This is a genomic window from Streptomyces sp. NPDC056373, assembly GCF_042262425.1.
GTDB lineage: Bacteria > Actinomycetota > Actinomycetes > Streptomycetales > Streptomycetaceae > Streptomyces.
This window is the reverse complement of record NZ_JBHJPX010000004.1, coordinates 293,839-306,356: the sequence shown is the minus strand read 5'-3', so window position 1 is coordinate 306,356 and position 12,518 is coordinate 293,839. Positions and strand designations below refer to the sequence as shown.

General features: G+C 69.9%; 13 protein-coding genes and 3 pseudogenes. 10 read left to right on the top strand and 6 right to left on the bottom strand.

Going from position 1 to position 12,518, the window contains the following annotated elements:
- Positions 1-621 precede the first annotated feature (621 nt).
- The 5 genes and pseudogenes from ACFCXS_RS10545 to ACFCXS_RS10525 all read left to right on the top strand — a co-directional run.
- Positions 622-807 carry a hypothetical protein gene (locus tag ACFCXS_RS10545; protein ID WP_376642871.1) on the top strand — a complete coding sequence of 62 codons (186 nt, stop codon included), beginning with the start codon at positions 622-624 and terminating at the stop codon, positions 805-807.
- Between the two features lie 306 nt (positions 808-1,113).
- A complete protein-coding gene (locus ACFCXS_RS10540) occupies positions 1,114-1,278 on the top strand; it encodes a hypothetical protein (RefSeq protein WP_376642869.1) in 165 nt (54 codons plus the stop codon).
- Complete coding sequence (locus tag ACFCXS_RS10535; RefSeq protein WP_376643029.1) at positions 1,223-2,548, top strand: carboxylesterase family protein; 1,326 nt, start codon at positions 1,223-1,225, stop codon at positions 2,546-2,548. The genes ACFCXS_RS10540 and ACFCXS_RS10535 overlap by 56 nt, the downstream gene beginning before the upstream one ends.
- 55 nt (positions 2,549-2,603) lie before the next feature.
- Complete coding sequence (locus tag ACFCXS_RS10530) at positions 2,604-3,626, top strand: alcohol dehydrogenase catalytic domain-containing protein (protein WP_376642867.1); 1,023 nt, start codon at positions 2,604-2,606, stop codon at positions 3,624-3,626.
- A gap of 71 nt (positions 3,627-3,697) precedes the next feature.
- Positions 3,698-3,955 (top strand): annotated as a pseudogene (locus tag ACFCXS_RS10525) (alpha/beta hydrolase); the annotation flags it as partial.
- 74 nt (positions 3,956-4,029) lie between these two features.
- Here the strand turns inward: ACFCXS_RS10525 and ACFCXS_RS10520 are convergent.
- Positions 4,030-4,860, bottom strand: coding sequence for a helix-turn-helix domain-containing protein (locus tag ACFCXS_RS10520; protein ID WP_376642865.1), 831 nt, complete (start codon positions 4,858-4,860; stop codon positions 4,030-4,032).
- A 235-nt stretch (positions 4,861-5,095) separates the two neighbouring features.
- On the opposite strand from ACFCXS_RS10520, the gene ACFCXS_RS10515 reads away from it, so the two are divergent.
- The 4 genes and pseudogenes from ACFCXS_RS10515 to ACFCXS_RS10500 all read left to right on the top strand — a co-directional run.
- Positions 5,096-5,491 (top strand): MmcQ/YjbR family DNA-binding protein, encoded by a 396-nt coding sequence (locus tag ACFCXS_RS10515; protein WP_376642863.1) that lies wholly within the window; start codon positions 5,096-5,098, stop codon positions 5,489-5,491.
- Positions 5,488-5,856, top strand: coding sequence for an MmcQ/YjbR family DNA-binding protein (locus ACFCXS_RS10510; RefSeq protein WP_376642861.1), 369 nt, complete (start codon positions 5,488-5,490; stop codon positions 5,854-5,856). Before ACFCXS_RS10515 ends, ACFCXS_RS10510 begins: the two co-directional genes overlap by 4 nt.
- Before the next feature lie 100 nt (positions 5,857-5,956).
- Complete coding sequence (locus ACFCXS_RS10505; protein ID WP_376642859.1) at positions 5,957-7,267, top strand: replication-associated recombination protein A; 1,311 nt, start codon at positions 5,957-5,959, stop codon at positions 7,265-7,267.
- Between the two features lie 209 nt (positions 7,268-7,476).
- Positions 7,477-7,609: pseudogene (locus tag ACFCXS_RS10500) on the top strand (SDR family NAD(P)-dependent oxidoreductase); the annotation flags it as partial.
- Between the two features lie 56 nt (positions 7,610-7,665).
- Here ACFCXS_RS10500 and ACFCXS_RS10495 read toward each other — a convergent pair.
- Together ACFCXS_RS10495 and ACFCXS_RS10490 are read right to left on the bottom strand one after the other, a co-directional pair.
- The gene (locus tag ACFCXS_RS10495; RefSeq protein WP_376642858.1) at positions 7,666-8,079 is read right to left on the bottom strand and encodes a PIN domain nuclease; all 414 of its coding nucleotides are present in this window, start codon (positions 8,077-8,079) and stop codon (positions 7,666-7,668) included.
- Positions 8,076-8,291, bottom strand: a complete 216-nt coding sequence (locus tag ACFCXS_RS10490; RefSeq protein WP_319280468.1) for a type II toxin-antitoxin system VapB family antitoxin — start codon at positions 8,289-8,291, stop codon at positions 8,076-8,078. Before ACFCXS_RS10490 ends, ACFCXS_RS10495 begins: the two co-directional genes overlap by 4 nt.
- Before the next feature lie 393 nt (positions 8,292-8,684).
- On the opposite strand from ACFCXS_RS10490, the pseudogene ACFCXS_RS10485 reads away from it, so the two are divergent.
- Positions 8,685-8,966, top strand: a pseudogene (locus tag ACFCXS_RS10485) (MFS transporter); the annotation flags it as partial.
- 155 nt (positions 8,967-9,121) lie between these two features.
- On the opposite strand, the gene ACFCXS_RS10480 reads toward ACFCXS_RS10485, so the two are convergent.
- From ACFCXS_RS10480 to ACFCXS_RS10470, 3 genes are all read right to left on the bottom strand, one after another.
- Positions 9,122-9,886 (bottom strand): HAD family hydrolase, encoded by a 765-nt coding sequence (locus ACFCXS_RS10480; protein ID WP_376642856.1) that lies wholly within the window; start codon positions 9,884-9,886, stop codon positions 9,122-9,124.
- Positions 9,887-10,056: 170 nt separating this feature from the next.
- On the bottom strand, positions 10,057-11,316 hold the full coding sequence (locus ACFCXS_RS10475) for an ATP-grasp domain-containing protein (RefSeq protein ID WP_376642855.1): 1,260 nt from the start codon (positions 11,314-11,316) through the stop codon (positions 10,057-10,059).
- A 180-nt stretch (positions 11,317-11,496) separates the two neighbouring features.
- Positions 11,497-12,489 (bottom strand): asparaginase, encoded by a 993-nt coding sequence (locus tag ACFCXS_RS10470; protein ID WP_376642853.1) that lies wholly within the window; start codon positions 12,487-12,489, stop codon positions 11,497-11,499.
- Positions 12,490-12,518: the final 29 nt, after the last annotated feature.

Below are 12,518 nucleotides of genomic sequence, written 5' to 3'. Positions count from 1 at the left end.
GTGGGTTCGAGTCCCACCCGCCCCACTTGCGCAGGCTCCTGACCTGCGGAAACGTTCATTTTGTCCTGCCGGATCGTCAATTTTGCCTGAACGGACTGAATCCGCTGCTCGTGAGTTCGGCTCCGTTGCGGTCGGTGTTGGTTCATATCGCTCTGAACTGGGCGGATGGTGCGGTCCGGCGATGGGGCAGGCCGCTGCGGATGGCGTGTGTGCGGCCTTGGTGCCCGATTCTGGACGCTGGCTGGACATGAGGATTCAGAAGTGCCGCCCGGGGACCTTCGAGTAGGCGGCTTTGTCGAGCCGGCGGGTGGGCACGGAGGCAGTCCGAATGGGGTGCGGTCCGAGTCGGGAGGCGGAAACAGCCCGTACTGGAAACGGCCCAGAGAGGATCGGCAGGCTGGGTGGGAGCGGCCGGGCGTCGAGCACGACCTTGCCCGACAGCGCGGCTGCGGGAAGCCCCCGTAGGGAGCCGGCGGATGCTCACCACGACCCGGTCACCGGCGCGGGCCGCCTCCTCGGGTGTCGCGGTGCGGGCTCGTCGGCCGAGCTTGGCCCCCGTCTCTGCCAAGGTCTGGGCACCGCGGGATTTGGACACTAGGAATCGCGAGCCGGGCGAGGTTCGTGACGAACGACGCCCTGCTGCGCCCCGATCTCACCGCCGAGGATCTGGTTCTGTTCAGCGGCTCCCTGAACCAGGCCGCCCTGATGACCGGCGACAGCCATGCGGGCCAGGAGAGCGCCGCCTTCTGCGCATCTCCCTCGACCGCCTCAGCAGCCGCAACACCGCACCCGTACGAGTCTCGGTGACGGGGAGAACGGCCTCGCCGCAGCGGGCGCTGTTCGCGCGAAGACACCGGATCAAGAGGAAGAGGCCGACCTCTTGCATGAGGTCAGGCCGGCTCCGTTCGCCGACGATCCGGCCGTCGGCCATGTAGTAGAAGCTCATGGCCGGCACCGAGACCTTGTTGTCGAAGTGTCACCTGAAGACCACCGGGTGACCGCCATCCGCCGGGCGCTTTGTCGAATGCCGGGAAACGATGGGAGAGGTCACCACGAGCGACCAGCCGCCGACTCACCTCGCGAAGCATCCGCATCGCGCTGGAAGGACATGTCATGACCGCTACCGCTCCCAAGGCTCCGACCGCACCAGGGGTGCGGTCCTGGTGGGGGATCCCGTACGCCACCGCCGAGCGGTACCGCCGTCCCGTGGTCGCGGGCTTCGATCCGAGCCTCCCGTACGACCGCAAGGGCGTCTTCTGTACAGCCCGACAGCGGTGACTGGCTCGAAGCAGACAGCGGGATGGGTGAGGACTGCCTGAACCTGAACGTGTGGGCCCCCGAGGAGCCGGCCGACAAGGCGCTCCCGGTGACGGTGTACATCCACGGGGGCGGATTCGAGGTCGGCGCGAACACGCAGATCACCTCGAACGCCGCCGGTCTCGCCGCGACGGGGCGCGTGGTGGGCGTGTCCGTCAACTACCGGCTCAGCGCCCTGGGCACACTCTCGCTCTCGCAATACGGCGGGAAGCTTGCCGAAGCCAGCAACCTCTTCCTCCAGGACATCATCGCCGCGCTCACCTGGATCCAGCGGAACATCGCCCACTTCGGCGGCGACCCCGGCAACGTCACCGTCTACGGTCACAGCGCCGGCGCCTACTCCACCTTCGGGCTGCTCGGCGCTTCCTCCGCCGACGGCCTGTACCGGCGCCTGGCCGGGTTCTCCGGCGGGCCGGCCCGCTCCATCCCGGCCTGGTGGGCCGAGGAACTCGCCCACCGGTTCGTCACCGAACTCGGTGTCGCGGACAATCCGGAGAAGGTGCTCGACCTCGACCCGCTCTCCCTGCGGGACGCCCTGCGCAAGGTCCTCCCGACGGACCTCGGAGTCCGCGGCGGGGTGGACAACAAGGCCACCGGCGTCGTCCTGGACATCGGGCAGCCCGGCGCGGTGGTGCACGCCCACCCCATGGACGTACTCGCCTCGGGCGTGCACCGCGACGTGGACGTGCTGCTGAGCATGGCCGGCGACGACATGGGCTGGTGGGTGGCGAACGACCTCGACCGTTTCGACCCGGGGACCGTCGACCGCGTCGTCGACGAGGTCGCGGGGTGGCGTATCTCCCGCTCCCGCGCGCAGAAGATCGTCGACGCCTACGACCAGGGTGGCCGTACCCCGGCCGAGGTCCGCGCCGCGGTCATGGCGGACTACCTCTTCGCGCTCCCCGCCGCCCGCGGCGCCCTGGCCCACGCCGCCGCCGGCGGCAACGCCCACCTCCTCGTGATCGGCCCCGCCGCGGGTGCGCCCGCCGTGCACGGCACCGAGATGCACGCCCTGGTCGGCCAGGAAAAGCCGGGCCGCAGCGCCGAGCAGGCCGAGCGTGACACGCGGATCCGCGACATCGTCCTCGACTTCACCACCGGCGAGCAGTCCCGCCTGTGGCCAGCCGTCACGGACCAGCCGACCTCGGAAACCGTCGGCAATTCTCCCTTCGAGGGCACCGCTCACTACCAGCAGGTCCTCGACCTGTGGGAAGGCATCGACCGCCCCTGATGGCCGGCGGGCGATACGGAACAGCGCAGGAGACACATGGAGTGAGGTACTCGACATGAGCCGACCGACAGCAGCCGGCGACGGCGCACCGGCGACGATGCGGGCTGTCGTCGTCACACGACCCGGCGGCATGGAGGCACTTCAGATCAAGGACGTGCCGGTGCCCGTCCGCAAGCCCGGCTGGGTGCGGATCAAGGTGAAGGCGTTCGGCGTCAACGAATCCGAAGTCACCACCCGCAAGGGAGAGTCGGACGCCGAGGTCACCTACCCGCGCATCCCCGGCATCGAAGGCGTCGGGATCGTCGATGAGGCCGACGATGACAGCGGGCTGCGACCGGGGCAGCAGGTGGCCACCATGATGGGCGGCATGGGCCGCTCGTACGACGGCGCGTATGCCCAGTACGTGACCGTGCCCGCGGCGCAGGTCATCCCGTTCGAGACCACCCTGCCGTGGGAGGTCGTCGGCGCACTGCCGGAGATGTTCCAGACCGCCTACGGATCCCTGACCCGCGGGCTGGACCTCAAGGCCGGGCAGACGCTGCTGATCCGCGGCGGCACCTCCACCGTCGGGCTGAGCGCGGCAGCGATCGCGAAGGACCTCGGAGCCACCGTCATCTCCACCACACGCAGCCTCGACCGGGCCGGGGAACTGCGGGCGGCGGGCGTCGACCATCCCCTCGTCGACGACGGAACCCTCGCCGGCCAGGTGCGGGAGCTGCTGCCCCACGGTGTCGACGCCGCACTTGAGCTGGTGGGCTGCTCGGTCCTCGCCGACACCCTGCGCACCGTCCGTCGCCACGGCACAGTGTGCTTCACCGGAGCCCTGGCGGGCCAGTGGACGATCCCCGACTTCAGCCCGTTCATGATCCCGGGCGGAGTGCGCCTGACCTCCTACGACGGTGCGGCGACCGATCTCCCGGCCGACGTCCTGGCCCACCAGCTCCAGGCCATCGCAGAAGGACGCCTCAATGTCCCGGTCGCGAAGGTCTACCACGGCCTGGAACAGGTCCGGGACGCCCAGGCCGACCTCGAGTCCGGCACCACGCCGGGCAAGCACGTCGTCGTCCTTGACGACTGAGACCCGGACGACCGACGACTGAGAACTGATCGCGGGGCGCGACAAGGTCATCGCGCACAGCGAGTCGATCTCCTCGCTACGCCGCACCGGCCCGTGCTGAGGACCTCAGCCGGCTGCCGCGCGCCTACATCGACACCGGCTCGGCCGAGGGGTTCCGCGACGAGATCCTGATCTACGCCGGCCGCCTGTCAGAGGCGGGCGTGAGCGTTGATCTCCACATGTGGGGCGGAGCCTTCCACGGATTCGACATGTCGGTGGATCATGCGGCTGTGTCACGCTCTGCCAACGCGACCCGTGAGGAGTTCATCCGGCGGGCTCTCGACAGGTGAGCGGTGCGACAACGCGCAGATTGCGAAGACAGCCTTCGCCTCCTGACGAGCAAGGGGCGTCCGCCGCGTTTCCGTCAAGCGTCGGTCCTCGCCTCGCCCGCCGCGAAGGCGGCCGGGGTGAGGCCGGTGCGGTCGCGGAAGAAGCGGCCGAAGTTCGCGGGGTCGGTGAAGCCGAGGTGGGCGGCCACGGCCCGGGCGTCCCACCGGGCAACTCCCAGCAGGCGCCGGGCTTCCAGGAGGCGCCGCTCGTCGATGAGTTCACGCACCCCCTTGCCGGTGGCGTCCCGGGCGGCCCGGCTGAGGGTGCGGACCGAGCAGCCGAGCAACTCGGCGTAGTCCGAGGCCTGGTGCAGTTCGCGAAAGTGCAGTTCAAGGGCGTCCAGGAAGCGTCCGTACCTGTCGGCGCGGCCCGCGTGGGCCGTGGCCGTGCCGACGGGGGCGATGCCCGGGGAGTTGGCCAGGCGCAGCAGCAGCGATTCGAGCAGGCTGCGCCGCAGGGCGTGGTGGATGTCGAGGGGGCGGCGCCCCAGTGCGCGGTGTTCGTCCAGGAGCTGGAGTGCCGTCTGCTGGAGCCAGGCGGTGTCGTCGGGGTGCGGGCTGAGTACGGCAGGGGCCTCGTGCGCGGTGAGCGGGGCCAGGAGACGGGCGGGGTCGGGCCGCAGCACGTCCGGTTCGAACAGGATGAACGGGCCGCGGGCCGCGCCGGGCGGATGCCAGCACTGCGCGTGCCCGGGACGCACCCACAGCCACTGCCCGGGGGTGACGGTCCGCGTGACGTAGTCGACATCGTGCCGCAACTCACCCTCGGTGACCCCGATGAGGTAGTGGAAGGTGGCACGGCCCGGACGGGGCGGGTTCCACGGCCAGTCGTCGTGCTGGGCGAAGAAGTCCTCGACGGTACTCACCTCAAGGCCGTACGGAGTACCGACCGGGGGCTGGAAACCGTACAGCCGAACCGCGGCAGGACCGGTCGCGGTTCCGCTCGGGTCGGGGTGTCGCTTGTCGACCATCACGTGTCCGCACCCTACCGCCCGTCCCGTCGGCTTCGACGCAAGGATGGAACGTGCCAGTGCACCCGTGCGGCGCTTCCTACCTCCTTCGACGCCACAGTCCGTCACCACCTGAGAAGGCCCACCGCCCATGAACGCATCGACCCTGCACAAGACTGCCGCCGACTGCGCGGAAGAACTCCCCGGAGCCCAGCTGGAGCACCCCTTCGGCCCCGACTGGGAGGTCTACAAGGTGCGCGGCAAGGTGTTCATGCTGATGACCGAAGTCCCGGGGCGTCCCGTCGTGATCCTCAAGGCGGACCCCGGCGAGGCCGACGCCCTGCGGGAGCAGTACAGCCACATCACCCCCGGCTACCACATGAACAAGAAGCACTGGATCACCGTGGAGGGCGGAGAAGGCGTCGACAGGAAGCTGGTCGAGGAACTCGTCACCGACTCCTACCGGCTCGTCGTCGCCCAACTGCCCAGGGCCGAGCGGCCTGTCGACCCGCACACCTACGGCACCAGCAGGCGGGCGGCCACGTGAGCGCGGCTGGCGACCGCCTCCAGGACACCGCCCGCCGGGCCGCCCTGGCCCTCCCCGACGTCAGCCACGGCTACCCCTTCACCCCGACACTCGACGTGTACAAGGTCGCGGGCAAGGTGTTCCTGATCGTCACCGACGACCCGGACGACCAGATCATCACGGTCAAGTGCGAACCCGAACACGCCCGCGCTCACGTACGCGCCCACGCCTCGATCTCACCGGGCCGCTATCTCGACAAACGCCACTGGATCTCCCTCGGGCCAGGCCCCGGCATCACCGAACGGCTGGTCACCGACGCGGTCGAGGACTCCTACGACCTGGTCACCAAGCGGCTGCCGCGACGCGACCGCCCCGGCGCCCGATGAGCACCGCGCGCTTCCCCACGAGCGGCTGAGCCGACGCCTGTCAGTGCCCCGTGCAAGGCTCGCCACGTCCGCACACGTCCGCTTCCGACCCGAGAGACCGATGGAACCGACCGAAGCGACTCTGCCGCTCTTCGGCGAGGAGCCCGCCCGGCCCCTCGCCGACCGCCTGCGCCCCACCCGGCTGGAAGATGTCGTCGGGCAGGACCACCTCCTGGCCCCGGACGCCCCGCTGGGCCGCATGGTCGCCCGGCAGCGCCTCGGCTCCGCCATCCTGTGGGGCCCGCCTGGCGTCGGGAAGACCACCATCGCCCGGCTCCTCGCGGACGCCGGCAACCTGGCCTTCGAGCCGGTGTCCGCGACCTTCTCCGGCGTGGCCGATCTGCGGAAGGTGTTCGCCGCCGCACGCAGCCGGCGCGGCATCGGCCAGGGCACCCTGCTGTTCGTCGATGAGATCCACCGCTTCAACCGTGCCCAGCAGGACAGCTTCCTGCCCTACGTCGAGGACGGCACCGTCACCCTGATCGGCGCCACCACGGAGAACCCGAGTTTCGAACTCAACGGCGCCCTCCTGTCCCGCACACAGGTCCTCGTCCTCAAGCGCCTCGATGAAGCGGCCCTGTCCATGCTCCTCGCCCGCGCCGAGCAGCTCACCGGCCACCGTCTGCCCCTGGACGACGACGCCCGCCGCGCCCTGATCGCCATGGCGGACGGCGACGGCCGCTACCTCCTCAACATGGCCGAACAGCTCCAAGCCCTCCCCGACACCGGAACTCCCCTGGACACCACCGGGCTCGCCCATCACATCCAGCAGCGGGCCCCGCTGTACGACAAGGCGCAGGAGGGCCACTACAACCTGATCTCCGCGCTGCACAAGTCGATGCGCGGCTCCGACCCGGACGCGGCCCTGTACTGGCTCGCCCGCATGCTCGACGGCGGCGAGGACCCGCTGTTCGTCGCCCGCCGGCTGGTCCGCTTCGCGAACGAGGACATCGGCATGGCCGACCCCCACGCCATCCAACAGGCCCTCGCCGCCTGGGACGTGTACGAGCGGCTCGGTTCCCCCGAGGGCGAGTTGGCGATCGCCCAGGCCGTCGTCTACGCCACCGCACCCAAGTCCATCGCCGTCTACCGCGGTTTCAACGGCGCACTCCGATCAGCCCGGCACACCGGCTCGCTCATGCCACCCGCCCACATCCTCAACGCCCCGACCCGGCTGATGAAGGACCTCGGCTACGGCAAGGACTACCAGTACGACCCGGACACAGCCGACGGCTTCTCCGGTGACGACTACTTCCCCGATGACATGGACCGCGAGACGTACTACGAGCCCACCCGCAACGGCTACGAAGCCCAGATCGCCGAGCGCCTGCGCCACTGGGCCGCTCTGCGCGCCCGCCGGCAACGCGGCTGACCGGCCGACGCCCGCGAAGAATCATCACGGCCGGAGGACGAGGTGCACCTAGCCGATGTCGGCCGCCTGCTCCGGCGCGAGGCGTCCGTGACTGAACCACTCCAGGCGTCGATGGTAAGTGGATCGACTTGCCTTATGGATGGCGCGGGGGCTGCCTTCAGTGGGTAAGTCCATCGACTTACCTATCGACTCGGCAAGGAACAATCAACATGAATCGTCTTGCGGGCAAGCGCGCCCTCATCACCGGCGGCACGAGCGGGATCGGTCTGGAGACCGCGCAGCGTTTCATCGCGGAAGGCGCCGACGTGCTGGTCACAGGGGTCACCCCGGCGCCCGGTGACGCCTCGGGTGGGCGGTCAGCGAGAGGCTTGACGTCCGTCCGTGCGACCGGGCGGACTCTACTGCCTGAGGTCGATCATGCGGACCGGCTGCCCCGTCGTGCGCGCAATGGTTTCGAAGTCGCGGTCGAAGTGGAGCAATGTGAGGCCTGCTTCTTCCGCGGCCGCTGCCACCAGGAGATCGACGGGGCCCGCACTGCGGTGTTCCCCTTTTGCGGCCAGTTGTTCCTGGACGATGCGGGAGCGGCGGTAGACGCCGTCAGGCATGGGGCACCACACGTAGTGGGCGTCGAGTGCAGCCTTCAGTCGCGCGCGGTCCGCGGCTGAGCGGGCGGAGTAGAGGACCTCGAGTTCCGTGATGTCGCAGATCGCGACAAGGCCGGAGCCGATCCTGTCGTCCCAGTCGGTCGTGGTCTGGCGGAGCAGGACGCGGGCGAGGGCGGAGGTGTCGATGAGGTAGTCGGCGATGGTCACGGCCGGTACTGGTTCTTGTCCAGGAGAATGTCGACGTCCAGGGCTCCGTCGGTCACCAGTTGCCGGGCGTCTTCGAGTGCGCGCAGGCGCCGGTAGCGGGCGGTGACCTCGCGCAGGGCGGTGTTGATGGTGTCGCGCTTGGTGGTAGTGCCGAGTTCCTTGGCGGCTTCTTCCAGTGCCTCGTCGTCGAGGTCGATCACGGTGCGGCTCAAGACAGCCTCCTCATGCACACTGTGGCGTATATCAATATACATGATCGATTGTATATCTAGAGTCCGCACACCCCTGGTGGTCTGTTTCTCGGATCTGTGGACTTGCAGCGAGCGCGCCAGAAGAGGGGGCGCCAGGAACTTCCCGGTGGGCTCCTTTCAGCGTTCGACCTTCCAGGTGGGGCGGGAGGTCGTCGCGTACGGCACAGGCTTCAGCCTCTGGTGCCCCCTGTCGAGGCTCTGCCTCAGCACCCGGGGAGAGCCTCTCGTGTTGGAAGGGGAATCCGTTGCGGGCGGGTTCGAGATCCCCGCCCGAGCTGGGGCGCTGCTCTTCGTTCCCGGCCGGACCGGTCCATCCGGGAATCGTTCTGGACGCAGGTTGGACACAAGGATCCGTCGGTCGGCGCCGGCCTGGCCGTCGCGCAGCGGGTCGCGCAGGATCCCTCCACCGGGCCCCGGCAGGCCCAGGCCGCCGTGGACGCCGTCCACCAGGCCTTCGCCCACGGCGTCGCCCAGACCAGCCTCATCGGCGGGATCATCATGGCCGCCGGAACTTTGATCGTCCTCGCGGTCCTGCCGGGTCGGCGCGGGTGCGCGAGGAAGAGCGCCGAGCCGGGGGCCGGGACGGCGGTCAGCGAGGCGGAGACTGTGCGGGAGCACACCGGGTCCCCCCGCTAGATCGCCGACGGGGCGTCCACCGGATCGACGGGGACGCGCCCGCCTGCCGGAGCGAGTGGCACCGCCTCCGCCGGATGCACACTGCGGCGTATATCGATATGCATGATCGATTGCATATCGGTGGGCTCGCGCGGTTCTCGCGACATGACGGGCCCTCACCCCATGGCGGCCAGACTCGTGACCACCGCTATGCCGGCGGGGGAGGGGGCTCCGTCAGGGGCGTTCCTGCGCAGCCAAACCCCTGTCAGACCGGCACGCTGAGCACCGACGGCGTCGTTGTCCAGGCTGTCGCCGATGTGCACCGTGCGCTCGGGCGGGGTGCCGAGGCGATCACAGGCCAGGGCGAAGGACTCCGGGGACGGCTTCGCCAGACCTGAATCGCCCGACACGGTGATCGCGTCGAGCCAGGGGCGCAGGCCCAACCCCGTGATGCGGCGTCGCTGCTGACGCCCGTCGGAGTTGGAGAGGATCCCGATCCGGTATCCGGCGGCGCGCACGCGCCGAAGGAAAGGAAGGACGTCGGGGTAGAGCCGGAGCCGGGATTCCACGGCCTGTTTGCGTCGCGCGTCAAGTTCGTCGAGACCGGCGGTGCCAGGAACAGGGCGACCGAGCACGGTGAGCATCTCGGCGAGACGGTTCCGCTCCAGGGCCTGATAGCTCAGCCGTCCGGAGGTGAATCGTGGATACCAGCGATCGGTCAGCGCCATCCACGTCGTGAAATCGGCCTCCGGGCCCAGGACTTCGGCCAGAGCCGCAGGACTCGCCCCGCTGAAGTCGACGAGAGTGTCGTCCATGTCCAGCAGAACCCCGGCGGGTCCGGCTGTCCGGTCGGGCAGCCGGACCGTGCCGCAACGCGCGGCCGATCCGGGCATGGTGTTCATGCCACCGGACGAGGACGAGCCGGCAGTGCGTGCAGTCAAGGATCCTGTCTTCCCCGGGAGCCCGGTGGTGAAGTCCTGATGGTCGGTGAGGTGACTCCACGACCGGGTCGATGACGGTTCCTACGGACTCGACGTGGGGCGGCCACCGGCCGTCGTCGTGTGCCGCGGTGCCCGGAACGGCCGCGGTGGGCCGGCGGCGGCCCGGACGTTCACTCAGCCGCCACGTCGATCCGCAGCATCGCACGCAGTTCGTTGAAGCGGGCGTCGAGACCCTCGGGGTCGTCGGCGGTGAAGATCACGTGGCCGTGCGCCTGCCCGACGTGGGAGGACTCCTGGACGATGTCGCCCACGCTCTTGTACACCTCGACGTCGACGACGCCCTCGGTCGCGCGGGCCTCCTCCACACCGTGGATGGCGGTGATCACGCCGGCCTTCTCGGCGAAGAAGCCGAAGAAGCCGGTCGGCCGGGCGTCGCCGGTCCCCTTCAAGTCGGGTTCGCGGCCCAGCGCGACGTCCAGGATGACGTCCACCATGTCGACGCCGGTGCTGGTCAGCACCGAGGTGTAGACCTGGAGGCCGCCGAGCCGTGCGGCGGTCTCCAGGATGACCGGCTCGCCGTTCGCGGGGATGCGGAACTCGGTGTGCGTGACACCGGTACGGATGCCCAGCGCCTCGTGCGCGTGGGCCGTCAACTCCACGATGCGAGCCTGAATCCCGGAGGAGAGCTGGGAGGGCGTACGGAAGAAGACCTCCTGGAAGAAGGGGCCCTGCATCGGCAGCGGCTTGTCGTGGATCGCCACGACCTGGGTCTCCCCGTCACGCACGACGGACTCGACACTGACCTCGCTGCCCTCGACATAGCCCTCCAGCAGCAGTGCCGCGCCGTACTTCTCCCGGTCCGCCCGGTGCAGCGGGTCGTAGTCGAAGCCGTCCCAGGCCCCGCCCCGGATCATGTCGAAGTGCTCATCGAGTTCGGTCTCGCTGTCGACCCGGCGTACGTACATGCTGCCGCCGCCGATCAGCGGCTTCATCACGAGCGGATAGCCGATGTCCGACCCCAGCCGCCGAGCCTCGTCCAGGGTGTGCGCGAGACCGAAGCCCGGTCCGGGGACGGAGCCGTGCCGCGCGAACTCGGTACGCATCTCGAACTTGTTACGGGCGATGTGCGCGGTCTGTTCGCTGATGTACGGCAGACCGAGCGCGGCGGCGACCGCCGCGGCAGCGGGCACGCTGTGCTCGACGAAGGACACGACCCCCTCGATCGGCTCGCTCTCCGAGGCCGCCAGCTCCCGGGCCGCGGCCACCGTCTCCTCGATGCTGCTGGTGTCCGCGTCCACCACGCGGTCCACGAACTCCGGCTCCCACGTGGGGCCGTTGACGATCAGCAGCAACCGCTCTCCGTGCTGCCGGGCACGGGCGAAGTGCGGCTTGCGGTTGGGAGTGCTGGTGTGCAGGATCAGGACGCTCATGGCGGGTCGGTTCCTTCGTTGAGAGTGACGGGTAAGCGGTGCGTGCCCAGGCGGCGGTACCGCGGGTGGGACGGAGACAGGACATCAAGCCGGCCGCGGGCCCGCGCGTCGCACCCGGGGGTCTTGACGGACCGCGGTGACGGACGGGCGGCGGTGTCCGTGTCCGGTGGTGGTGAGCTCTTACAGCAGCGTGCGCAGATGGGCGACCGGTCGGCCGCCGCCCCACAGCTGTGGCGAGAGAAGCTCCTCGACGGTGCCCCTGGCCGATTCGGGCACCGGCAGCCCGGCGAACTCGATGAACGCACGCAGCGCCACCGGCATGGAGGCACGGCTCGCGCCGTCGTCGATCTTCACCGCCACCGCCCCGGCTCGCGGCGCGGCCAGCAAGTGCAGGCCCTCCGCCCCGAGCTTCACCAGCAGGCCCGGAACAGCCGTCATCGCCCGGGCGTCGACCTGGTCGGTGCCGTCGACCAACTGCGGGTGGGCGCGCATCGCGTCGGCGACCTCCCGCTCCTGGGTCCCCTCCGTGGCCTCGACCAGACGGGTCATCGCACGGGCCAGGCCGGTCAGGCTCACGGCGAAGATCGGCACACCGCAGCCGTCGACACCGGTCGCGGTGACCGGCTCGCCCGACAGCTCGTCGATCACGGACGCGGCCAGCTTCTGCAGCGGGTGGTCGAGCTCCCGGTAGGTCGCGGTGTCCCAGCCGTTGGCCGCACAAGCCGCGAGCATGGCCGCGTGCTTGCCCGAGCAGGCCATGTACGCCTGCCGCGGCCCGGCTCCCGCGGCGATCAGTGCCCGCTGGGCGGCAGGGTCCCCGGGCAGGTCCGCCGGGCACTGGAGCGCGTCTTCGCCGAGCCCCGCGCCCGACAGGATCGCCTCGACCTGCGCCACGTGCATCGGCTCGCCCCGGTGGCTGGCCGCGGCGACCGCCAGTTCGGCGGCGCTGCCGGGCTTCCACCCCGCGCGCAGCATCGCGACGGCGAGCACCGGCTTGACGGCCGAGCGCGGGAAGACCGGAGAGGCCGCGTCACCGACCGACTTGACCAGTACGCCCGCGGGATCGACGACCGCGACGGAGCCGCGGTGGAAACTCTCGACGAAACCGGAACGGACGAGCTCGGCGACGTTTTCCCCGCCACGATATGCGGCGGCGGGAGGTTCAGGGCTCACTCGGGACACTCCTTGCGAAATCGGTGTGA